Here is a 24,409-nt window from a genome sequence, read left to right on the forward strand (position 1 = left end):
CGGTACTTTCAAGCAATACACATGGCAAGTCACCCAGCCCCGTGCCGTAGACATGCACCACAGGGCTCGCCGGCGGCAGGCTGGCCGCTTGCAGCCGAGCCTCGCGCGTACGGTCATGGCGACTGGTCAGCTGGATGCCGGCAATGCTCAGGGTCGAGCCCAATCCCTCCACCAGCTCAGCCTGAACCGCCGCGCTGTCTTCAGTCATCAACCGTACATGCAGCGCCGGCCAGCGACGCTCTATTACCTGGAAATTGTCTTCAACGCTGTCGCTCATGCGGCCTCGATATTCATTCAGGCAAAAAAATAGCGTTCAAGGTTACACCTTGAACGCTATTTTTTATGCCACAGGTTCTAGTTCATGGGCGATAAATAATTGCCGAACCCCACGAGAGCCCTACACCAAAACCGCTCAGCGCTACGCGCTTCCATTTGGCGTCGAGTACGTGTTTTTCCAGCAGCAACGGAATGCTCGACGACACGGTATTACCGGTCTCGACCATGTCCTTGATGAATTTCTCCGGATCACCTTCAAAACGCCGCGCCACGGCGTCAACAATCGCCGCACTGCCCTGGTGGATGCAGAACGCATCGATATCGTCGGCGTGCAGACCGGACTCGTCGAGCAACTCGTGCAAATGCGCCGGGACTTTCAGCAAGGCAAAGTTGAACACTTGACGACCGTTCATGAAGAACACCCCGTCAGTGACTTTCAAGTGCGGTGCACCAGAACCGTCGGTGCCGAACTTGGCCTTGCCCAACTGCCACGCAGCATCTTCGCCCATCCAGGTCGCGGTGGCGGCATCACCGAACAGCATGGTGGTATTGCGGTCTTCGGGGTCGACGATCTTCGAGTAAGGGTCGGCGGTCACCAACAGGCCGTTCTTCAGGCCCGCGGCTTCCATGAAGCCCTTGATCGCGTAGATGCCGTACACGTAGCCGGAGCAGCCCAGGGAGATATCGAAAGCGGCAACGGTGGTGGGCAGGCCGAGCTTGTCCTGAACGATCGCTGCGGTGTGCGGCAGACCTTCTTCGTCGCCGTTCTGGGTGACGACGATCAGCACATCGATCGATTCGCGCTTGAGTTCAGGGTTGTTGGCAAACAACGTATTGACCGCTTCGACACACAGGTCCGAAGTTTCCTGCCCGACGTCTTTACGCGGCAGGAAAGCGGAACCGATCTTGCCCAGGATGAATTCCTCATCCTTTTCGAATTTTGCACCTTGTGCGTAATTGTCCACGCCGGCTACAGGTACGTAGCTCGCAATGCTCTTTATGCCAATCATTACGGCTTCCCAATAATAAACAGCTGAATACCCCCGTTCGCACGAATCGAGGGGCGCCGACACATAGATTTTGCGTTGCCCGCAACGGGCAACCACGGAAAGCCTAAAGGGCTATCACTGAGCCGGTTACCGGCCAGGCGCCATCTTTCCGATCAATACAATACAGTGAAGATGCCCGTTATGACTCGCAGGTCACGCTATTTTCCGCAATCAGCCACACAAGCGCTCATTCGATCAGCGACCAGGTCAGCGCTGTGCCGCGCTTTAAAGGCCCGCGTGCACGTCGTCCGATAATGCTTTCAGCGTGTTTGGGGGCCAGCCCCAGCCCCGGGCGAATGGCTCGCAGATTCTCTGACGTGAACACTTCACCGGCGGCCATGTCCTGGGCAACGTACAGCGAACGACGATACACCAGCGACTTCTGCTCGGCCTCCGTGACGCCATAATGCACCTGGCCCATGGCCTGCCAGGCGCGCTCGGTCTCGACCACCAGGCTGGCCAGTTCGGCCGGTTCCAGCGAGAAACTCGCGTCGACGCCTCCGGCAGCCCGGTCCAGGGTGAAGTGTTTTTCCACCACCGTCGCCCCAAGGGCCACGGCCGCCACCGAGACACCGACGCCCATAGAATGATCGGACAGCCCCACTTCGCAACCGAACAGCTCGCGCAGGTGCGGGATGGTTCGCACATTGCTGTTGGCAGGCGTGGCCGGGTAGGTGCTGGTGCATTTGAGCAACACCAGGTCCTTGCAGCCGGCCGCACGTGCCGCACGCACCGTTTCATCCAGCTCGGCGATGCTGGCCATGCCGGTAGAAATAATCAGCGGCTTGCCAGTGGCGGCGACCCGACGTATCAGGGGCAGATCGGTGTTCTCGAAACTGGCGATCTTGTAGGCTGGCACGTCGAGACTTTCGAGAAAGTCCACGGCGGTGTCATCGAACGGCGTCGAAAATGCCAACATGCCCAACTCTTTGGCTCGGGCAAAGATCGGTGCATGCCATTCCCACGGCGTTTGCGCCTTCTCATACAGCGCATACAGCGAAGTGCCGGCCCACAGGCTGTTGGGGTCCTTGATGAAAAACTCACCTTCATCCAGGTCCAGGGTCATGGTATCGGCGGTGTAGGTTTGCAATTTCAAGGCATGCGCACCGGCCTTGGCCGCCGCTTCGACGATCTGCAATGCGACTTCCAGCGACTGATTATGGTTGCCGCTCATCTCGGCGATGATGAATGGCGGCGCATCGGCACCGATCATGCGGTCGCCAATCTTGAAGCTAGTCATGTCAGTGTTCCTTCAATACGCGCGTGAACACGCAAGCGCTCTGGGTAAATCCTGCTTCGCGAAACAGGCTCAGCGACGGCCGGTTGGCAGGCAACACCTGTGCGGTGATGGCGCCTACTTGCGGCCAATGGGCCGTCACGAAGGCTTCGCCGCGGGCCAGCAGCGCCCTGCCCCAGCCCAGACCGAAGCGGCCTTCGAACAAATAAATCGAGACTTCGGCGCTCCCCCCTTCAAGGTCATAGCGCAACACGCCAACCGGGCCATCACCGGCCTCGGCAATCAACAGCAAGCGCTGCTCATTGCTCAAACTCGCCGCCAGCCAGGCCTGGTGTGCTTGCCAGTCGATGCTGCGGTTGTCCAGCGACCAGCGCCGTACCGCCTCGGCATTACGTCCGTCAAACAACAGGCGCGCATCATTTTGCGTCGCCTTGCGCACCGGCAGCACCGCACCGACCAGCGCTGCCGCGACCCGCTGTGCACCTCGGCCATCGACCAATCGCCGTGAGTGTTCGGCCAGACTCTGACGCAGGCCCCGATTGCCTGCGACAAAACCGATGGCCTGGCGCAGCTGCTCGACACTGACCTGCTCTCGCGTACCCAGGAACACATGGGCGCCCGAAGTCGCCATGACCTCGCCATTGGCCTGTTGATTATTCGACACCGCAATACAAATCGTCGGTAGCCCCATGGCCGCCCGTTCCCAACTGGTGCCACCACCGGCACCGATAAACAGGTCGGCTTCGGTCATCAGCCGGTAAAAGTCGCTGACAAAACGCTGTAGACGCCAGTTCGGGCGACTGGCCGCCAGCGCCTGCATCTGCTCCCACGCCGGGTTGTCGGCACCGGCGACGAAATCGACTTCCAGCTCAGGGAAATCGCTCAACGCGAGCATTGCATGGTGAGTCTGCTTCGCCGCATCGAAGCCTCCGAAGTTCACCAATACGCGTTTGGCCCGGGGCTTGATTTCAATCGCCGGGCAGCAGAATTCATCGCGCAACATTGCGAAGCGCGGACCCAGCAACGTCTGGCATCCGGGGGCAAGCAGCGAGGCATAGGCCTCTGGCGTGCCGGAAAGATTCTGGTTGAGCAGCAGATCGACACTGTAGGTGCGCGTCGCCAGATCATCCACTGCACCGATCCGTGGTGCCCAGCGACGGGCGGCGGTCTGCCAGTGGTGATCGAGGCCGTAATGGTCGGCAATGATCCAGTCGAACGCCGCCTGCTGCTCCAGAGCTTGCCCCAGCGCGGCAATGTCCGCCTGCCACGGCAGCATGCTCTCGATGGCTTGCTGCGGGTCTTCGTCGGGATAGCGCTCCGGCAGCGCGAAAGTTTCAAAGCCTTCAGCGGCAAGACTGTCGAGCCGATGCCCCGGCAACCGGCGACAGGCGAATGCCACGTGCACTCGCATCCGGCGCAAGGCTCTGGCCAAGGTCAGGCAGCGGGCGATGTGGCCGCTGCCAATGGTCGGAGAGGCATCGGCGCGGATCAGCACTCTCATTGCAATTCACCGCCAGCCTTCAGTGCAGTGTACAAGTACTCGGCGCGCTTCCAGTCTTCGAGGGTGTCGATGTCCTGCACCAGATAGCGCGGCAGGATCACCGGCAGGCTCCGGGTTGAATACAACACATCGCCGCGCAACCAGGCACTGCTGCGCCCCCAATAGAACTGCCCGGCGTCCTGATAGGCCGGCGGCAAATCCTGGGAACGCGTGTTACGGAATTCCGGATACAGCGCACTCAAGGCGCCCTGATCGTCAAGGGTCAGGGCACGCTGCACCGGGAAACCGAAGTCGCACACCGAGAACGCGAACGACTTGTCCGGGTGCAGTTCCAGTTGCTGCAAACCCTGTTGCAAAAACCGCGTTTGCAGCAGTGGCGCGGTGGCGTAAATACAACAGGCGTAATCAAAGTTGCGGCCCTGTCGATGCAATTCTTCCAGTGCATGGACAATCACCGCCGCCGTGCCGGTGAAATCATCGGCCAGGGTTGCCGGACGCATGAACGGCACCTGCGCACCACTGGCGCGGGCCAGGTCGGCGATTTCATCATCGTCAGTGCTGACCACCACCTGGGCGAACAACCCCGAATCGAGAGCAGTTTTAATCGAACGGACGATCATCGGCACGCCGTCGAACAGCTTGAGGTTCTTGCGCGGTATGCGTTTGCTGCCACCGCGGGCCGGGATGATGGCGACGTTGCTCAACGGCGTTTTTCCAGAAGAAACCAGGTGATGTCGTCCACCGGGAATTGCGGGTCGCGGTGGTAACCAAACCCGTAATCCAGCAGTTGCAAGTCATCATAGCGATCAAGCATTTCACCGGCAAAATCGCGTTTGAACAACTTGCCGCTGTTGCCGCGATACGACACCTCTACCGGTACCGGGTTGTAATACTCGGCAATCAGGATATACCGTCGGCTCAGCTCATAGAGCTGTGCATAGGCCGCCGGCAATAACTCCGGCGCCAGATGAATCAACACGCCTTTGCTCAAGGTCAACTCGAAAGACCGCTCGCGAGGAAAGTCAAACAGCGACCCCTGCCAGACTTCCGCAATTCCCAGGGCCCGCACCTGCTCGCAGGCCTTGGCGTTGATCTCGACGCCCTGCAAGGCACAGCCAGGCAACAGCTGATGCAAGGCGCGCAGGTTGTTGCCGGTATTGGTGCCCAACTCCAGCAGACTGTCAAGGCGCGTGGTTCTCGCCAGCGCCTTGGAAAACAACGCCAGGTTGGCAGCGATCAATGCCTGTCCCTGGTTGCGAGCCACATACTCATCGCCAAACTCGCCCTGCCAGAAAACTTCTTGCTCGCTTAACTCACGCATGTTTCTCACTCGTCATCGGGTCACGGAACGTCGTTTAACCGACGACACTTCGAAGTTGTTCAACCACATAGTCCTGCTGCTCATCGCTCAGAAGCGGGAACAGTGGCAAGCTGACTGCCTCACTGAAATAACGTTCGGCTTCTGGGAAATCACCGTCTTCAAAGCCCAACTTGCGGTAATACGGCTGCAGGTGCACGGGGATATAGTGCAGGTTTACACCGATCCCGGCAGCCCTCAGCGTATCGAATACTTCGCGTTGCGTGACGCTGATCTCGTCAAGCCGCAAACGCACCACGTACAGATGCCACGCCGATTGCGCGCCAGCCTGGGCGACCGGCAATACCAGCGGCAAATCCGCCAGCAAACGATCATAACGGGCGGCCAATTGACGTCGCTTGGCGACGAAGCTGTCAAGCCTGGCCATCTGTGACAACCCCAATGCCGCGTGCAGGTCGGTCATCCGGTAATTGAAGCCGAGTTCCAGTTGCTGGTAATACCACAACCCGTGATCAGGCACGTCCATCTGTGCCGGATCGCCGGTGATCCCATGACTGCGCAGGCGCCGCAGGTGCTCGGCCAACTCCGGTCGATTGGTCAAAACCATCCCGCCTTCGGCCGTGGTGATGATCTTCACCGGATGAAAGCTGAAAATCGTCATTGCCGCAAACTCGCCACAGCCCACCGGCCGCCCGAGATAGGACGCACCCACCGCATGGGAAGCATCTTCAATCAAGATAAAGCCGTAACGCTCAGCCAGCGCGGCCAAGGTGCGCATGTCACAGCTTTGACCGGCAAAGGCCACCGCCACGACAACCTTGGGCAACTTCCCAGCGGCCTCGGCAACTTCAAGTTTCGCTGCCAGCAACCGGGCGTCGAGGTTCAAGGTCAACGGATCGATGTCGACAAAGTCCACCTCGGCGCCGCAGTAGCGCCCACAGTTAGCGGACGCGACGAAGGTATTCGGACTGGTCCATAACCGATCCCCCGGCCCTAACCCTGCCGCCAGGCAGGCAATGTGCAACGCCGCCGTGGCATTGCACACGGCCACCGCAAAATCCGCCTGGCAATGCTCGGCCATCGCGCTCTCGAAACGCGCAATGGTTGGGCCCTGGGTCAACCAGGGCGATTGAAGCACTTGCACCACTGCATCGATATCCGCTTGTTCGATACTCTGGCAACCATAAGGAATCTGATAGGTCAGCATGACCGGAACCCGATCATCCATACCCCATCCAGACATCCCCGACGGCTGCCCGGGCTGGAAATCAATTTGCCATTGAACATGTGTAGTGCCCCGCTACCGTTACGCCAGACTTAAACCAGCAACCGCGCCCAATCCACGCTGGTCGGATTGCCAAGGGTGAAACCCTTGCCGGTCAGGGCGAGGTTCTTGTTGTACGCCAGATCGTGCTGGAACGGCCCGGCCCATTTTTCGCGCAAGGCCGCAAGCGCCTGCGGTGCATCGGGCAAGGTGCCAGGATGGATAACCTGCACTTGCGGTGTCCACACCACCAGATAGCCGGCCTGACCAGCCTTGAGGCACAGGTCGACATCGCCGTAGGCGTTGGCAAATGCCTGTTCGTCCAGCCCGCCAACCTCGTCGAACAGCGCTTTGCGGATCATCAGGCATACGGCCGAAACGGCCGAATAGTTCTGCTCCAGCACCAGACGGTTCATATAGCCTTTGGCATCCTTGGACTCGCCAACGAACGCCGAACCGACGCCATCGTTCATGCCCAGAATCAGCCCGGCCTGAGTCACCTTGCCGTCGTGATCCAGCAGTTTGGCGCCAACCACCCCGACTTCCGGTCGCTGGGCCTGGTTGAGCAGGGATTCGAGCCAGTTCGGGTTGACCACTTCACTGTCCGCCGCCAGTAGCACCAGGTATTCACCCTGGGCCTTCTGACTGGCCTCGTTGTACAACGCCGACAGGCTGAGACGCTCGTGCGCCCGCAGGACTTGAACCTTGTCGCCCGGCTGCCCGAGGCCGTCCAGCCATTGCAGGATGTCCGGTGACTGGCTCGCGTTATCGGCGATCAGCACTTCGTAACGGGTGTAGCGGGTTCGTTGCACAATGCCGGTCAGGCAACGTTGCAGCTGTGCCAGGTTGTCCTGGCTAGCCACGATGATCGACACCAGCGGACGCTCGGTATGACGGTAATCAATTTGATAGGTACCGGGTTCGGCGGAGCTGATTTGCGCCTTGTAGCCACGGGTCGCAAGGTGACGGATCAACGCCTGACGTTCGTGGGCATTTTCTTCCAGCACCGGTGCCCGGGCGATCAGCAACGGTTCGTCCAGATGAGCCAGCCAGGCCAGGCCGCCCTGCTCGATGATGCGCAGCAGCAGGTCGAACTCCAGCGCCTTGCTGAAGTCGGCCTGGTAACCGCCCGCCTCCAACAGCACATCCCTGCGGATCAGCCAGTGCCGGGCCATCAATGCTGGCAGGCTTTGCAGCAAATCAAGGTTGAAACCTGGGCGGAACACATCGATCAGCGCACCAGAGGTGTCACGCTGGATCTCGTCCGCTGCAACCGCTCGGCAGTCGGGCGCGGCGTGCAATTCCAGACCGGCGCGCAGCAGACCGCCGACGGTGAACTCATCACCGGCCTCGGTCAGCAACAACCAGTCGCACGGCGATTGACGCGCGATCTGATTGAGCTTGTCGACATGGTTGGCCGGGGTTACGCGAACGAAATGCAGCGTGTTGTGCACCGTCGTTGCCGCCAGCGGCTCACCGGTGGTGAACACCACGATCTTGAAGGCGTGGTTATGACCTTCCAGCAAACTGTCGAGGGTGATCTGCAGCTTGGCCGCGTCGTTGTCGAGGTCCAGCACCAGAATGCCAAACTGTGGACCGCCGTTGTGGGCGGTCAGATAACGTGACGTCGCCGCCACTTCGTCAGCGTCCGGACTACGCGCCGCCAGCCACTTGAGCAGGCGGCCGGAGCGCATGGCACCGAACACCTCGTCGTTGCCCTGGGTCGTCACCGCGTCCAGGCGCTCGGCCCAGGCAAACATGTCCCGCGCGTCGTCCGCTTCGCCCAGAAGCTCCAACTGCTGCGCCAGGCGCTTGACCACCTGACGGTTGAACGGGTTGCTGCCGTACGCGTGCCCCAGTCGCTCGATAACGCTTTCAGGGGTGTCGTTGTTGCGGGGCCGCATCATATCAGCCTGCATCGTCCAGATACCTTCGAGCCCCTGAAGCTGAACGCGGCCGGCCGGCATGGCGTGAAGCAGAAATTCGAACTGGCTCAACAGGTCGAAGAACTTTTGATTGTAGAAAGGCATTTCGACATATTGCAAAAGCCCGAATTGGCGGTCTGGCCCCTTCTGCACATTGTTCCAGCGCGATTCGAAAATCGGCTCGGCAGTCAACGCCCGACGGTTGCGCAGGCTGTCGGCCAGCGCCTCGAAGCTGTCCAGTGCCAACTGCCTGGCCTGCTCCGCGTCAAGACCGGTGCGGCTACTCGGCAACGTCGCCAGCAATTGGGCGAACGCTTCACGATCCGCTACCGACTTGGCATCGGCGAGAGTCAGGGTGCTGTAGATCTCGGTGTTGTGCTCCGACTCAAGGTAATTGACCTCTCGCACCACATACGGGATCGGCAGAATGCGCGCCTTGGCCATGGCCAGCATGTAGTACGCATGGCCGATTTCCTGCCATTCGAAGATGGTGTTCTCTGGCATGAGCGCGTACCAGTCACGCAACAGCTCGGTGCGGTGAACCGCATAGAACGGCGGGATGTACTGGTGCATGAAATCGATGACCCGGTCCTGCGCACGCTCGGACGAGTAGTCTTCACAGACCTTCTTGTCCCGGCGGTAGTAGCTCACGCTGTTGGCCAGGGTCAGGTACATCAGGCAATAGCCATGGCACATGCCGTAATCCGGATTTTCTTCCAGGAACGATACCGAAGCGTCGAGGGCGTCATGCACGATGAAGTCATCGTCGGCGGCAAACACCATGTACGGCGTGGTGACTTGCTGTACGCCGTAGTCGAGCTTGGCCCGAATGCCCCAGTAACCGTATTGCGGCAGGTGCTGATAGTCGACCGAGGGGTACACGCCGTCGATGCCATCGGTGGCCTGKGTCGAAGAGTCCAGCACCAGAATCCTGCAAGGCAAGGTGCTGTAGAACTTCACCGCCCGGCGCGCAAAGGCCGGTCGGTTGTGGGTGATGAGTACCACCGTCAACAACTCGTTCAATGGTAACCCGCTTTCAGAACCGCACTTGCCTTGCATAATTTCTCCCCACAACCGGCGTATCGCCCGATGAACTCAACAATGATGTCGTTGCTTAACGAACCCGACGCAGATAGCCGTCCGGCGCCACGGTGATCAGCAGCTTGCTGTGAATCCGCGCATCGATTTCAAAGTCGCGGTTTTCTTCCAGGTAGGCCCAGACCGCAGTTTTCGGGTTGTCGCCCTTGCCCCACGGACGATCCGGGAAGGCATCTTCCGGCATGTCCTCGACCACGGTGTCCATCACCACGCAGTAGCTGCCGACCGACACCAGCGGCGCATACAGGCGCAACTCTTCGAGCACATGTTCGTGGGTGTGGTTGGAGTCCAGAACCACCAGCACTTTCTTGCCAGCCACCCGTGCACGCACTTCTTCAACGATGGCCGGATCGATGCTCGACCCCTGGATCATGCTGATCCGGCGCGCCATCGGGTGGGCTTCAATGGCTTCGCGGTTGTGTTGACGAATGTCGATGTCCACACCTAGCACTTCGCCGTGGCCGATCAGTTCCAGCATCGAGGCGTAAAACACCAGGGAGCCGCCGTGGGCGATGCCCGTTTCGACGATCACATCCGGGCGCAGGTCCCAGATGATTTCCTGCATGGCAACCATGTCCTGGGGAAACTGAATGATCGGCCGGCCCATCCAGCTGAAGTTGTAGGTGTATTTGTGCTTGGCCGTGACACCGACCCAGTCCAGCGACTCGGACTGAAGTTTTTTGTCCTGCTGCAAACCTTCGATGTTCTGGCTTACTTCTTCGCGAAACTGCTCATGAGGATTCATGCAAACGCTCCGATACGGGGTGTTGTTAGTTGAAAACCCGACCGTCCTGATAAGGGACAGCCTGAGTCTTGATAATTCGTGCGGGATTGCCGACGACGACTGCATAGTCGGGAACGTTCCGGGTGACCACGGCGCCGGCGCCGACCGTTGCCCAGCGACCAATGCGCAAACGCGGCAGAATGGTGGCGTTGGTGCCGATGAAAGCGCCGTCACCCACTTCGACGCAGCCGGCGATGGCTACGCCGGGCGCCATGAATACGCTGTGCCCGATCCGGCCTTCGTGCCCGACCAGGCTGCCGTAGCTGATGCTGCTGTTATCGCCCAGGGACACTTCGGCCTGAATGATCACGCCTTCCTGGAGGTAGTTGCCGGTGCCCATGCGCGTCATGCTCAGATCGATGCCGGGGTGCAGGAAGTTGCCCAGTGTTCCGCCGGCCTCGATGATTTGCCGGGTGGTCTCGTAACGGGTTTTGGTGTCGCGGGTGATCAGGTTCACGAAGTGCGTGTCGGGGCCTTTCAAGTCGGCCACACGCGCTACGCCACCGATCACCGGCACGCCATGAAACAGCGTGCCGTGCTTGGCTGCATCGTTGTCGAGAAAGGCAAACTCCATGGCAGGGTTGGCACGTTTGACGGAGCCAATCATTCGCACGGCTTCAGGGTTTGCCGCGCCCAACAGGTAGACCTTCACAGCACATTCCTTTGCTGGCAGACCGTGCGAATCACCTCGATCACCCGCTGTTGATCGGCGTCGGTCATGTCGTGGTAGCTCGGCAGATTGATCGCCCGTTCCGATAGCGAGAAAGCCATCGGCGTGTGCACCGGCTTATCGGCAAACATCGGCAGCGCCGACAATGGCCAGAAAAATACCCGCGCATCGATATCCGCCGCTTGAAAGGCTTCGATCAACAGTTCACGGGTAATTCCGGTGCTTTCCTGGAATACCACGGTGGGCATCCAGTAACCGTTCCTGGAATGCTCCGGTTGCGGGTTCATGGACAACAACGGGATATCCAGCAGTCCCTGGGCATACCGGTCGAAGATCGCGCGCTTGCGGGCAATCAGCTCATCGACCCGTTCGATCTGGGCACAACCGATGGCAGCCTGCAGATTGCTCATCTTGTATTTGAAGCCGATGAAATCCGGCCAGAATTGACGCGTGCTGCCACTGACCCGACCGTGGTTGGAGAGTGTCAGCACCCGCTCGTACAGCGCCTTGTCCGAGGTCACGAAAATCCCGCCTTCCCCGGTGGTCATGGTCTTGGTGCCATGAAAGGAGAAGGCGCCGAAGGCCCCCAACGACCCCGCAGCTTTACCACGCCATTGCGAGCCGATGGCTTCGGCAGCGTCTTCGATGACCGCAATCCCGTGCTCGCGACCGATCGCAAGCAGCGCGTCCAGATCGCACAGGTTGCCGTACAAATGCACCGCCACGATGGCTTTGGTCCGCGGCGTAATGGCTTGCCGAACCTGCTCCGGGTCCAGGCACCAGCTGTCCGGCAACACGTCGACAAAAACCGGCGTCGCGCCCAGGTAATCGATAGGGGCCGCCGAGGCGATCCAGTTAGTGTTGGCCAGAATCACTTCATCGCCTGGGCCAATTCCCAGTGCAGCCATGCCCATGTGCAAGGCGCCAGTACAGCTGGAGGTCGCGATGGCATAGGGCACGCCCATGTGCTGCGCGAAGGATTTCTCGAAACGCGTAATGTATTCGTAGCAACGCTCGCCCCAGCCATGCTGCACAGCATCCAGCACGTACTTGGCTTCCAGCTCGCCCACACTGGGCTTGGTGTAGTGAATTCGGCTCATCTGAAGCTCAACTCCGGAATGGCAACGACAAAACGCCCGCCCCAACTGCGGACAACGGCGTATTGCTGGGTGATCTCGTCCAGCAGGTTCCATGGCAGCACCAGGACATAGTCCGGTTTCTCGATTTCAATCCGCTTGGGAGACACCACCGGAATGCGACTGCCCGGCAAGAACTTGCCTTGCTTGTGCGGACTGGCATCCGCGACCCAGGCCAGCAGGTCTGGCTTGACCCCGGCATAGTTGAGCAAGGTATTGCCTTTGGCGGCGGCGCCATAACCGACTACGCGTTTGCCCTCGGCCTTGGCCTGCAAGAGGAAACGCAGCAGTGCGTGTTTGATCTGTTCCGCGGCCGGGGCCAGGGTCGTGTAGTAAGCAGCGGTTTTGACTCCGGCCGCCTGCTCGACCTGCAACTGTTGTTGCACGGCAGGCGTTACTTCACGGCGCACACCCTCGGCACGCTGCACGAACACCCGCAGTGAGCCGCCATGGGTCGGCAACTCGCTGACATCGAAAACTTCCAGGCCATTGCGCTCGCACAAACGCTGCACGGCAGTCAGCGACAGATAGGAATAGTGCTCGTGGTAAAGGGTGTCGAACTGTTGCCCGGCCATCAGCGTCAGCAACTGCGGAAACTCGAACGTCGCCACGCCCGTGGGCTTGAGCAGCGTCGCGAAACCGCTGAGGAAATCATTGATGTCCGGCACATGCGCCAGCACATTGTTGGCGGCCATCAGGTCCGCGCCCCAGCCTTCGCTCAGCAACTGCGAGGCGCTGTCGCGACCGAAGAACAGCTCGCGTATGTCCAGGCCTTTTTCCCGCGCGGCCTGTGCTGTGCTGCGGGTCGGCTCGACGCCGAGGCAACGATAGACGCACTCCAGGGAATTGGTCATCCAGCCAGGGATGAGCAGCATCCCGGGTCGACAGATTTTTGACAGGCTCGGGCCAGGCAATCGCCAGACGCGGATCGAGCACCGACAGGCCGCCCTCGTGATCCGGGGCGTAATCGGCGCTGTGCAAATAGAGCAGCTCGGCATCGTCGCTCAAGGTCTGAAAGCCATGGGCGAAGCCGGCGGGAATCAACAGGCTGCGACCATCACCGGCGCGCAGGTGCTCGGCGTGCCACTGCAAGAAGGTCGCCGAATCCGGTCGCAGGTCGACCGCAACATCCCAGACTTCACCGCGCAGGCAGGTGATCAGTTTGGCTTCCGGGGCCTGGGCATTCTGATAATGCAAACCGCGCACGCTGCCGCGCTCGCGGGTGCAGGACTGGTTGATCTGACGAATATGGAACGGCTCGCCAAAGGTGCTCAGGCTGCCCTCGCAGAACAGCCGGGCGAAGTGCCCGCGCTGATCTTCATGGCGTTTGTGCTGAACACTGAACAAGCCCTGGAGGGGCAACGCACTGATGCGAAATTCGCTCACAGCAGCCCCCGATACAGGTTCAGCTGGTGCAGCGTGATGGAACGCATGTCGTCGCCGTTTTCCCAGGCCAGGTGCCAATCCAGGGTATGCGTCAGACAGTCTTGCAGCGACCAGCGCGGCTGCCAGGCCAACAACTGACGGGCGCGACTGCTGTCCAGGCGCAACAGGCCGGCCTCATGCAACTCGCTCGGTTCGACGCGCAAACCGCGCGCGTGCGGCCAGCGTCTGGAGAGCAGCTCGACCACTTCACCGACGCTGCACATGTCGCCTTCACTCGGTCCGAAGTTCCACGCACCGGCGAATTGCGGACCGTGCTCATACAAGCCCGCCGCCAGTTGCAGGTAACCGGCCAGCGGTTCCAGTGCATGCTGCCAAGGGCGAACGGCTTGTGGATAACGCAGGGTCACCGGCTCATTCGCCGACCACGCCTTGAGCACATCGGGAATCAGACGTTCCGGGGCGAAATCGCCGCCACCGAGCACATTTCCGGCACGCGCCGTGGCCAGTGCCAGACCGTGTTCGGCATGCCGTTCGGCCGGGAAAAACGAGGCTGCGTAAGACTGCGCCAACAATTCGCAACAGGCCTTGCTGCTGCTGTAAGGATCATGGCCACCAAGGGCTTCGTTTTCACGATAGGGCCACRGCCATTCCTGATTGGCGTAGACCTTGTCGGTGGTCACCAGCACGCACGCGCRCACCCCGCCGATTTGACGAATCGCTTCCAGCAGATTGAGCGTGCCCATGACGTTGCTCGAGTATGTCCCGAGCGGATCGCGGTAGCCTTCGCGCACCAGCGGCTGCGCCGCCAGATGCAGGACGATTTCTGGCTGAGCCTCGGCGATCAGTTCCAGCAAGGCCGCCAGATCGCGCAAATCACCACGCTGATCGTTGATGCCTTCAGCAACGTGCGCCAGTTCGAACAGACTCGGTTCGGTGGACGGGTCCAGGGCAAAGCCTGTGACCTCAGCCCCCAGGCTTTGCAGCCACAGCGTCAACCAACTGCCTTTGAAACCGGTGTGACCGGTGACCAGTACCCGCTTGCCGCGCCAGAATTGCGAACTCAGTCCCACTGCTTCCATGGGGCCTCCCCGCTCTGCCACAGGTGCTCCAGATGATTCTTGTCACGCAGGGTGTCCATCGGGTGCCAGAAACCGTCGTGCTGGAACGCGTTCAGTTGTCCCTCGGCCGCCAACGTCATCAGCGGTTCGGATTCCCAAACTGTCTCGTCGGCTTTGATCAGCGACAGCACTTTGGGCGACAAGACAAAGAAGCCGCCGTTGATCCAGCCGCCATCACCGCGAGGCTTCTCGGTGAAGCCGCGCACCAGATCACCGTCGCRCTCCAACGCGCCGTAACGTCCGGGTGGCTGCACCGCCGTGACCGTCGCCAGCTTGCCGCTGCTCAGGTGAAAATCCACCAGCGCACCAATATTGAGGTCCGAAACACCGTCGCCATAGGTAAAGCAGAACGCTTCCTGATCTTCCAGATAGCGGCTGGCACGACGCAAACGGCCACCGGTCATGGTTTCTTCGCCGGTGTCGATCAAGGTGACACGCCAAGGCTCGCTGTAGTTCTGGTGAACATCCATGCGGTTGTTCGACATGTCGAAGGTGACGTCAGAGGTGTGCAGGAAGTAGTTGGCGAAGAAGTCCTTGATCGCGTAGCCCTTGTAGCCGAGGCAAATCACGAAGTCGTGAATTCCGTGCGCGGAATACTGCTTCATGATGTGCCAGAGAATTGGCTTGCCGCCGATCTCGATCATCGGCTTGGGCTTGAGGTGCGACTCTTCGCTGATCCGCGTGCCCAGGCCACCCGCCAGAATAACTGCCTTCATCTTGTCCCCTCTTGTTCGTCACAGGGCCAGCCCAAGCCCTACAAGGCTTTGCGACCATCTGGATAAATCGTATGAGGCTGCACCCATCACTCTCTGGCTGCACCGCACATGCTCGATTTATGGCGATTTTGAGGGGGACTTGCAGGAAACGCGCCAGCTAGCGCTGACACGGGAACTGTCGCAGGCGGCGATCTTTTGATTGCGCCTTGAAAAGATCGCCGCCTGCATCAGCTACGGACATCACCCACCCGCAATGAAGTGGCTCGCCTTCACCACTCAACAGGCCGAGCGTTAGCTCGCCTGCAGCTCTTGATCTTGATCCACCCGCCCCTTCGGCAGGCCGAGTGGAGGCGTTCATCAGGGGGAAGGCGCGCAGCGCCGTTCGACGCAGTCGAACACATCGAGAGGAGGTCGTCGCGAAGCAGACCGTAGGCGATGCCCCCTGATGAGTGCCGGAGCAAGGGTACGCCGAGCCTAGGTGAGGTGCCGTACGCTTGGGGCGAAGCCTTTTGGTTCCTTTTTGGCGTTTGAAAAAGGGACTCGCCGTCAGGGCGAAACCGTAAGTGGCCGTTACCGCAGGAATGGATATGTACACCTGCAAGAGACTGGTCGGCTTTCAGGCCGCCTTCGCGAGCAGGCTCGCTCCCACAGTTGGACTGTGTACATCTGCGAGAGATGGGTCGGCTATCAGGCCGCCAAGGTCAATAGATCGCAGCCTTCGGCAGCTCCGAAGGCTGGCGGTATCAGTCGGCCAACCAGCCGTTTTCCCAGTACCGCACGTTATCCCCGCGCAGCATGTAGTCGCGCAGCACCGCTTCGCGCAGTTCATCGCCCATGCGGTAGCTGGCATCCGGGTCCGCCAGGTGCATGCGGATGGCTTGCAACCACTCATCGGTGCTGTTGCTGACAACCCGAGTGCACGGCAGATAACCCCGATAGGCCTCGGTATCGGTACACACCACCGGGTAGCCGCAAGCACCGTACTCCAACAGGCGCAGATTGCTCTTGCAGTCGTTGAAGATATGAAACTCCAGCGGCGCCAGCGCCAGGTCGAGGTTCAGGCTGGCCAGCTTCGCCGGGTAGACACTGAGGTCGATCACGCCATGGAACTCATGCATGTAAGGCAGCAACTCTTCAGGGCACATGCCGAAGAACACCCAATCCACCTCGTTGGCCAGCTCGCGAACGACGTCGGCGATGATCGCCAGGTCGCCCGAGTGGCTGGTACCGCCCCCCCAGCCTACCCGTGGCTTTTTCGAGGTGCGGCGCTGGCTGCGCAGGCCATCCCAAAGATGAGTGGCGAGCATGTTCGGCACGACCCGAATGTCGTGATGCATCGACGACAACGCATCGGCCAGTGGCTGGGTCGACACCACCACCCGATCGCACAGGCCAATGCCGCGACGGACCAGACGCTCCATCTCGACGTGGTCCGGCATATTACGAATATGCGCGTTCTTCTTCGGCGCCTTGATGACATAGTCATCAAGTTCGTAAATCAGTCGGGCGTTGGTGTAGGGCTTGAAGGCGGCGATCTCGTTGACCGGCCCTTCACTGTAGCGCCCTTGCAGGATGATGACGTCCGGCGCCTCACGCTCGATCTCGATGATCGACGGCAGGTCGTAGTAGWTCCGCCCGGTCGCCCGACCCGCCTTCTCCAGTTCGACCAGCGGCTGGATCGCCCGATAGTGACCACCTGCAAGCGGTGCATGTAGCCCGCCGCGTTAAGCGAGTCGGCGAAAAACGGTGAAGCGGCCGGCCCTTGCAGCCCGAGAATCAGGCCGGCATGCAGCACGCAACCGTCAGGATTGAACAGCTTGGCCCCGACGACACCGACTTCTGGACGCTGCGCATGATTGAGCAACTCACCCAGCCAGTCCGCACGGGTGACCACCACATACGGGTCGAGCATCAGCAGGTATTCACCGCGAGCCTGCTGCGCCGCAAAGTTGCGCGTCGCCGCGACATTCCCCTGCTGCGGATACGTCAGCACCCGCAACCGGTCACTGCCCAACCGGGCCATGGCGCTCAGCCACTCAAGCGTCTGCGCAGACTCACTGCCGTTGTCGACCAGCAGCAACTCGTACTCGCTATAGGCAGTTTTCTCCAACAGGCTTTCGACACACCGCTGCAGCACTGCCAACTGGTCCTTGCAGACAATGATGATCGACACCAGCGGCCGCTCGGCGTGCAGGTAATCGACACGATTGAGCAAGGTAAAACTGCCCTGGCGAATCTCATGGGCAACGCCCAATCGCTGAAGATGCGCCTCCAACACTTGCGGGTTGAGCTCAATGACGTCGGGCAGTGCCAGCCACTGCGCGAGACCGAGCATCGACTCCAGCATCACCTCGGCAATATGTTCGACCACCTCGACGCCATCGCCCTCGACCATGCGCCACAGCACATCGTGAGGCGCCAGTTCGCCGTAACGTGAATCGAAGCCACCCAGCGCCAGGAAACGTTCGCGCTGAAAGGCCAGGGATCGCCCGACATAGGGATAACTGCGCATCAGGTCCAGGTTGAAATCCGGCTTGAAGACCGGGTCTGCCGACTCACCGTCGCGCAATCCGCCTTCGTCGCCATACACACACAATGCGCTCGGTGACGCACTGACACGCTCGGCCAGCAGCAACAGCGCCGGCTCCACCAGACGATCGCCGGCACGCAGCAGATAGAACCAGTCAACCCCGTCGAGTTGCGCCAGCAATGCGTTGAGCTGCGCACACCGATCCTCCTGCAACGGCAGATTGAACACCCGCTCATCGAGCTGCGCTTCGGTACACGCGCTGGACAACACCAGAATCAACTCCGGCGCATATAGCTGACCGGCCAGGCTTTCAAGGGTCAGATCCAGGGCAGCACGACCGGCCTGATCATCGATGATGATCGGGACGATTTTTGGCTGTCGCGACCAACCGGCCACGGTTTCCGGCAACAGACGTCGCTGGGTATCACTGAGTGTGCGACAGGCCAGCCATTGCGCGTACAGCTGGGAAAAGCTCTCGCTGGCGATTCCCACCCGATACTCCTGGCTGGCCTGGCGATTCCCCAGCGTCCGACTCAGGGGTAACTCATCCCAGACTCGCGGCGCCTCTTCGGCCCGGCTCAGTGGCAGGTAACGAACCCAGCCTCCGGCAGGAGCGCCCTCGCCACCGCGAACCTTGAGCATTTGCACCAGCCAGTGCTTCTCCAGCTCCGCCGCCTCTTTCATCGGCTGCTGACGAATCAAACGCTCCGGATACAACCGCTCGACACTCAACACGTAGTTGAGTTGCGCCATGTTGCCCCGCCGCATCAGGCAGATGTACAAGGCCAGATCAAGCGACGCGACAAAGCAATGGCCAGGTTGAGTCAAGGCCGGCATCAGTTCCTGCACATCCTTGCGGCGGAACAGCGCACTGCTGAAGCCACCGAGGAAGTTGACCGGGTAGCTCTCGAAAATCGCCAGCAGGTCATCGCCCTTGAATATCCCGCACACCGGCGACAGCGTGCTGTTCTCCAGGCGCGAGGGCAGCGGGTGATCATCCGCATCCCAGAACACACGCTGGGCCAGCACCAGATTGATGTCCGCCTGCTCGCTCAAGACCTGCGCCTGGCGCTCGATACACGCAGGCGACAGCTGATCGTCATCGCAGAGAAACTTGATGTACTCGCCCCTTGCCTCGCCCAGGCACGCCAGCAGATTGCCGACAAACCCCAGCGTCTGCGGGTTTCGTACATACCGCACACGTTCTGCCGCGTCGCCCGCCAGCGACTCGACAACCTGCTTGATCTCATCGCCGCGACTGTCGTCGCACACAATGATTTCGAGGTTGGCGTATTGCTGGATCACAGCGCTGCGCAGCGCCCGAGCGAAGAAGCGTGGATTGAAGGCGGGAATGACGAGGCTGACTAACGGGACTGGATTCACGGTGGGGCTCTCAAGCGGAGGATGCTCACCCGGTCGGGTGAGCCCCTGAAACCGCTGAAAAAAGGCGATTGGTATTCGGCGGTTTACGGCCGGGGGGCCAGTTGCGCGGCCTGCAACATGGTTTGCTGCAACGTCAGACGGGTCATGACTTCGGCCGGATCAGAGTCGCGGATAGCCGACTGGCTGGTGGTGTTGGCCAGGACGAGACTCTGGTTGGTGGTCGTCTGATCATCCAGGGCCTGACCACGCACGCCCACAGCTGTGATTGCCGACCCCAACTGCGCCGAAGCAGCGTCCAGGTTGGCCATGCCCGACGCGACGGCTGCCTGCATTTTTTGCAAGGCAACCGGATTGTTATCCGCCGGAGTACTCAACGCCGCTTGCAACTGCCCCAGGGTGTCCAGAACGTTCTGGGTCTGGTGGTTGTTAGCCTGGACAACAAACTGATCGCCGGCTGCCGGAGTACCGCCGAACGTAAACGTAACCCCTGCTGCTGTCGCCGTAGAACCGGCCATGGTGCCCGACGATACCGGCTTGCTGGTCGCCGTGATCGGCGATGCATAAAGATCGTAAGCCGTGGCACTGGTGAACTTGAGAATCGCACCACCAGTCGGGAAGGTGCTGTTATAGGCAGTCGGGTTGCTCTGGGTAGCCCCCGAGATAACCGCCGTCGATGGGTTGCCTGGGCTGCGCGACGTATTGATGGTGTCCGGCTTGACCGACAACTGGAAGCTATGGCCGGCAATCACCGCATCCGGAACGGTATCGCCAGGCTTCAGATTGATGTTCAGGTTCAGGTCCACACCGCGGAAACTGACCGCCTGGTTAGACGCGTCTTTATTGCTGATCACACCGTTCTGGCTGGCCTCGGCAGTGACATCGTTACCCAGCGCATCAGTGATCTGCAGTTGGGTACTGCTGACAAAATTCACGGTGTAAGGTTGACCGGCGGTGAACTTGGAATCGAACGTTGCGCTGTTGCTGATCTGTCCGTTGGACAGCGTCACCCGACCGTCATCCACCGCAGGTGCGGTCATGGTGGCCAGAGAGCGACTGGTGTTGGTCGCCTTCTGGAAGGCATCCCAACCAGTGATGTTGCTGGCAACCGACATGGAGTCGCCGATGGCCAGGCTCACGTCGGACTGGTCACCGTTGTAGCTGTAGGTGCCATCGGAATTTGCCGTGTACGGAGGCGTACTGGTTTTGGAGCCGGCGAACAGGTAGTTACCGTCGGCATCCTGACTGTTCATGAGGCCCAGCACCTGATTCTGAATCTGCCCCAACTCCTGGGCCGCAGCCTTACGGTCCGCATCGGTCTGCGTGCCGTTGTTGGCGCCCACCGCCAACTCCTTGGCCCGCTGCAAGGCAGTGCCAATGGCGCTCAACGCTGTTTCGGCCTGGCTGTATGAACTCTTGAGGTTGCTGATGTTGCCGGCGTACTGATCCAGCATCGCGCTCTGTTGGCCGAGCTGAAGCAAGCGCGCAGCACCAATCGGATCATCGGCGGCGGTGTTGACCTTGGTCAGGCTGCTCGCTTCGGCACTGGTCTTGATTGCATTGTTGTAATTACGCTGATAGTTGGCAGCGGTCGTTTCGTAATACTGGGCGGTAGAAATGCGCATGAATTACGACTCCTTAAAGACTGTTGATCAGCGTGCTGAAAGTTTCCTGCGCAGCCTTGATGATCTGCGATGAGGCTGTGTAGTACTGCTGGTATTTCACCAGGTTGCCGGACTCTTCATCGAGGTTGACACCCGACAGGGCATCGCGGGCATTCTTGGCACCGGTCAGAATCACCGTGGCGGCATCGCCGTCAGACTTGGCCTGAGCCGCCTGGGCGCCAACGTTGGACACCAGTTTGCCGTAGGCGTCCGAGAGGCTGAGCCCCTTGCTCACCGAGCCGGTATCCACCGTTTGCTTGGTCTGCAAACCGACCAGAGCGGTGCTGTTGCGGTTGTCCGAAGAGTTGGCACCGGTCAACGAAATACTGAAGCTCTCACCGGCAGCAGGCGAACCATTGACCGTTGTTTGAACCGAGAAGGTCTTCTGTACCGCAGGCACGACCGAGTTGTCCATGATCGCAGCACCCGTGCTATCGACCATGTTCACTTGCAGGTTCAGGGTATTGCTTTGACCGGGAACGATGGTGCCCGCGCCCATGCTCACGCCCTTGGCATCGTAAAGCTTATAACCCTGAGTCCCGGCACCGGCAGGATCGAACACCACTTTGACCGGCGTCGAATACTGGAGCCCGGTTTGCAGGTCGGCATTGGCCGCTGGATTGTAGATATCCAGGGTGCTGGTCAACGTCGGCTGGGTATAGGTGCCTTTGTTGTTCGCACTGGCGACACCGCTCAGAGGCGCAGCCGCGGCGAGCTTCTTCGGATCGGTGATCACCGTCTGGATATCACTGGCGCCGCTACGGGTCGGCGTTACCTTGAAGGTATCGCCGGCGCTCATGGCACCGCCACCATTGAGCGTCATGCTGAAGCCGTCGATCACCGGAGGTGGTGTGGTGGTGGTGCTGAAGGCGCCCATGTTGGTGCCATCGGAGCGCGTGACGCTGTAGTTCGTGGCGCTGGTGAAGGTCACCTGATAATCGCTGGTCGTCAGCTTGCCCGTGTCGTTGATAGTGACATTGAGGTTGCCGGAACCGGCGCTGTTACCCGCCTGGGCAATGCTGCGCTGCGAGATCAGCGTGGCACTGTTGATGTTGTTGAAGATTGCCGAACCGAAATCGCCGTTCTGATCGATGCCCTGCGCCTGCTGCTGGTTCATCTGATCGGCGGTGACCAGCGCGATGCGTCCCAACTGATTGATTGCCGGGTTGAGTACGTCGCTGCGATAACTCAGCAAGCCACCGATCTGCCCGGTCGTTAGTACCGACGTAATATCAATGACGCTCGAACCGCGATTCAACTGGAGCGTCGACTGAGTCGGATCCGTCTTGCCCGGTACGGTTTCCAGGGTGTTAGTGGTGCTGCCCATCACCAACGGCTGACCGCTGCCGATGTAGACATCGTAGTTGGTGCCGCGCTCGACAACCTGTGCACCGACCAGTTCGGAAAGCTGACGGACCGCCTCGTTACGCTTGTCGAGCAGGTCACTCGGCCCACTGCTGTTGCTGGTGTTGCTACCCGACGTTTGAGAAATTTGCTGGTTGTACTGGGCGATCGTGGTCGCCAGCTTATTGACCTGGGAGGCCATGTCCGCGAGGTTGGAGTTGATGCCGGTGTTCTGGTCGGTCAACTGCTTGGAAATCGAGTTGAAGCGATCACTCAGGGTCTTGGCATTGGTCATCGCCGATTGGCGGGACGCATCATCGGTAGGCTTGGTCGCGACAGCTTGCAGGGAAGTGAAGAACTTCTGCAGTGAACCACTGAGACCGGTATTGCTGTCGGACAGCATCGTGTCGACCGGAGTGACCTGCCCCAGATAGGACGAAGCCTGACCATTAAGCGAAGTGGTGGTCTGCAACTGGGTGTCGAGGTAGGCGCTATACACCCGACGCACGTCCGCCAGGGTCGTGCCCGTGCCGATGAATACGTTATTGCCGTACTGAATAGAGGACTTGCTGCTCTGTACGGTTTGCTGACGCGAGTAGCCGGCCGTATCAACGTTGGCAATGTTATTGCCGGTCACCGCCAAAGACGATGAGGCCGCATTCAACCCCGACATCCCGATATTGAGCAAACTCATGATTCAGACCTTATACCTTATGCCTATAAAGGCGTCGTGGAAGAGCCCGCCGCAGCGTAGTTCTGGTAACTCTTCATCTGCTTGGCAATCTGCGAAATCTTGCTGGCGTAGCCCGGGTCGGTTGCATACCCGGCCTTTTGCAACTCGCGTACAAACTGTTCTGGGTTATCGGCCGACTTCACAACATCTTGATAGCGATTATTGGTTTGCAGCAATGTCACAAGGTCATGGAAGCTGTCCTTGTAAGAGGCGTAGGAACGGAACTCGGCCGTCTCCTTGACCATCTCGCCATTCCTGAATTCGCTGGTGATCGCCCGCGCCGAATCGCCCTTCCAACTGCTGCCAGCCTTGATGCCGAACAGGTTGTGACTGCTGCTGCCATCCTGGGCGCGCATGACCGATTTACCCCAACCGGTTTCCAGGGCCGCCTGGGCCACCAGATAACGCGGATCGACGCCAATGCGGTCGGCGGCTTCCTTGGCCATCGGCATCATCGTATTGACGAATTCGTCGGCAGAGCTGAAGGCTTTCTTCGCCGGTGCCAACGGAATTTGAGCCATGGCACGACCATAAATCTGCATCCGCCCGTTCGATCCCGAGTCCGTTTGCGAGGCCAGCCAATCGCCATTGAACAGGGGACCGGAACCGGTCTTCGTGCCTTGAGGCGCCTGAATGTTGTTGAGCGCCGTTGCGGCCGTCGATGCCGACGGCACCAGGCCGGCGAGCAAGCGGTCCGCGAGTTTCGGCGGCAGCGCCAGACGACGCTGATTGAGCATCGCCACATCATTGCGGTGTCCATCGAGCGACTGCTGCGGTGGGCTGATCGCACGCGACGCCCACAACGGCCGCTGACCATTGAGCCGCGACAACGGCCCTTCGGTGCCCACCGTACCGGCAGCCACCGGCGTTGATACCGCCGCTTTCGCCGCTTCCTGCTTGGCCGCAGACATCGCCGCCGCCTCACCCGGCGCCAGCGGTTTGTTCTTCGACATCTGGCGCATCAACACGTCGGCCAGACCGATACCATGCCCCTGGCGAGACATGGAAACCGCCAGCTGCTGGTCGTACATTTCCTGGTACTGCTTGGCTGCAGGCGTGTTGAGCGGATTGTCCTTGCCCAGGGTCTCGGTGGCCGAGCGCATGGACTTGAGCATCTCGCTGAGGAACAGCGACTCGAACTCCTGCGCCACCTTGCGCATGTTCGCATCGCTGTTCTTGTCACCGACCTTGAGCTGGTTAAGCCGGTTCAGGTCCGAGTACGAACCCGAATCGCCGCTGCTGACCAACCCGCTCTTGTGAAGATCCATGTTCGCCATATC

The 24,409-nt window shown here is 60.2% G+C and carries 15 protein-coding genes and 4 pseudogenes; all 19 read right to left on the minus strand.

All coding sequences use genetic code 11. From position 1 onward, the window contains the following. A pseudogene (locus tag AC1DH9_RS08350) lies at positions 1-277 on the minus strand (motility associated factor glycosyltransferase family protein); the annotation flags it as partial. Positions 278-359: 82 nt separating this feature from the next. Then, positions 360-1,286, minus strand: coding sequence for a ketoacyl-ACP synthase III (locus AC1DH9_RS08355; RefSeq protein ID WP_427539093.1), 927 nt, complete (start codon positions 1,284-1,286; stop codon positions 360-362). Between the two features lie 226 nt (positions 1,287-1,512). Further along, complete coding sequence (gene pseI / locus AC1DH9_RS08360; RefSeq protein ID WP_427539096.1) at positions 1,513-2,565, minus strand: pseudaminic acid synthase; 1,053 nt, start codon at positions 2,563-2,565, stop codon at positions 1,513-1,515. Position 2,566: 1 nt separating this feature from the next. Next, positions 2,567-4,063 carry a UDP-2,4-diacetamido-2,4,6-trideoxy-beta-L-altropyranose hydrolase gene (gene pseG, locus AC1DH9_RS08365; RefSeq protein ID WP_427539099.1) on the minus strand — a complete coding sequence of 499 codons (1,497 nt, stop codon included), beginning with the start codon at positions 4,061-4,063 and terminating at the stop codon, positions 2,567-2,569. Beyond that, complete coding sequence (gene pseF, locus AC1DH9_RS08370; protein ID WP_427539102.1) at positions 4,060-4,767, minus strand: pseudaminic acid cytidylyltransferase; 708 nt, start codon at positions 4,765-4,767, stop codon at positions 4,060-4,062. Before pseF ends, pseG begins: the two co-directional genes overlap by 4 nt. Further along, the gene (locus AC1DH9_RS08375; protein ID WP_427539105.1) at positions 4,764-5,384 is read right to left on the minus strand and encodes a pseudaminic acid biosynthesis-associated methylase; all 621 of its coding nucleotides are present in this window, start codon (positions 5,382-5,384) and stop codon (positions 4,764-4,766) included. The genes pseF and AC1DH9_RS08375 overlap by 4 nt, the downstream gene beginning before the upstream one ends. A 34-nt stretch (positions 5,385-5,418) precedes the next feature. After that, a complete protein-coding gene (pseC, locus tag AC1DH9_RS08380; RefSeq protein ID WP_427539216.1) occupies positions 5,419-6,588 on the minus strand; it encodes a UDP-4-amino-4,6-dideoxy-N-acetyl-beta-L-altrosamine transaminase in 1,170 nt (389 codons plus the stop codon). A gap of 110 nt (positions 6,589-6,698) precedes the next feature. Further along, positions 6,699-9,629: a TIGR00180 family glycosyltransferase gene (locus tag AC1DH9_RS08385; protein WP_427539108.1), complete on the minus strand. Its 2,931-nt coding sequence runs from the start codon at positions 9,627-9,629 to the stop codon at positions 6,699-6,701. 55 nt (positions 9,630-9,684) lie between these two features. Continuing rightward, positions 9,685-10,413: a cephalosporin hydroxylase family protein gene (locus AC1DH9_RS08390; protein WP_103315594.1), complete on the minus strand. Its 729-nt coding sequence runs from the start codon at positions 10,411-10,413 to the stop codon at positions 9,685-9,687. Positions 10,414-10,438: 25 nt separating this feature from the next. Further along, positions 10,439-11,104 carry an acetyltransferase gene (locus AC1DH9_RS08395; RefSeq protein WP_427539111.1) on the minus strand — a complete coding sequence of 222 codons (666 nt, stop codon included), beginning with the start codon at positions 11,102-11,104 and terminating at the stop codon, positions 10,439-10,441. After that, a complete protein-coding gene (locus AC1DH9_RS08400; protein WP_427539113.1) occupies positions 11,101-12,222 on the minus strand; it encodes a DegT/DnrJ/EryC1/StrS family aminotransferase in 1,122 nt (373 codons plus the stop codon). Before AC1DH9_RS08400 ends, AC1DH9_RS08395 begins: the two co-directional genes overlap by 4 nt. Beyond that, positions 12,219-13,082 (minus strand): annotated as a pseudogene (locus tag AC1DH9_RS08405) (methyltransferase domain-containing protein); the annotation flags it as partial. The gene AC1DH9_RS08400 and the pseudogene AC1DH9_RS08405, both read right to left, overlap by 4 nt. A gap of 4 nt (positions 13,083-13,086) precedes the next feature. Beyond that, positions 13,087-13,644 (minus strand): annotated as a pseudogene (locus AC1DH9_RS08410) (dTDP-4-dehydrorhamnose 3,5-epimerase family protein); the annotation flags it as partial. Beyond that, the gene (rfbG, locus tag AC1DH9_RS08415) at positions 13,641-14,723 is read right to left on the minus strand and encodes a CDP-glucose 4,6-dehydratase (RefSeq protein WP_477808039.1); all 1,083 of its coding nucleotides are present in this window, start codon (positions 14,721-14,723) and stop codon (positions 13,641-13,643) included. The pseudogene AC1DH9_RS08410 and the gene rfbG, both read right to left, overlap by 4 nt. Continuing rightward, on the minus strand, positions 14,705-15,478 hold the full coding sequence (gene rfbF, locus AC1DH9_RS08420) for a glucose-1-phosphate cytidylyltransferase (protein ID WP_477808040.1): 774 nt from the start codon (positions 15,476-15,478) through the stop codon (positions 14,705-14,707). The genes rfbG and rfbF overlap by 19 nt, the downstream gene beginning before the upstream one ends. Before the next feature lie 743 nt (positions 15,479-16,221). Then, positions 16,222-19,391, minus strand: a pseudogene (locus AC1DH9_RS08425) (glycosyltransferase). A gap of 83 nt (positions 19,392-19,474) precedes the next feature. Further along, positions 19,475-21,013, minus strand: coding sequence for a flagellar hook-associated protein 3 (locus AC1DH9_RS08430; protein ID WP_477808041.1), 1,539 nt, complete (start codon positions 21,011-21,013; stop codon positions 19,475-19,477). Positions 21,014-21,026: 13 nt separating this feature from the next. After that, positions 21,027-23,090, minus strand: a complete 2,064-nt coding sequence (gene flgK / locus AC1DH9_RS08435; RefSeq protein WP_427539131.1) for a flagellar hook-associated protein FlgK — start codon at positions 23,088-23,090, stop codon at positions 21,027-21,029. A 23-nt stretch (positions 23,091-23,113) separates the two neighbouring features. Then, a complete protein-coding gene (gene flgJ / locus AC1DH9_RS08440) occupies positions 23,114-24,397 on the minus strand; it encodes a flagellar assembly peptidoglycan hydrolase FlgJ (protein ID WP_442114728.1) in 1,284 nt (427 codons plus the stop codon). Positions 24,398-24,409 lie beyond the last annotated feature (12 nt).

This window comes from Pseudomonas sp. 05T35 (genome assembly GCF_056396605.1).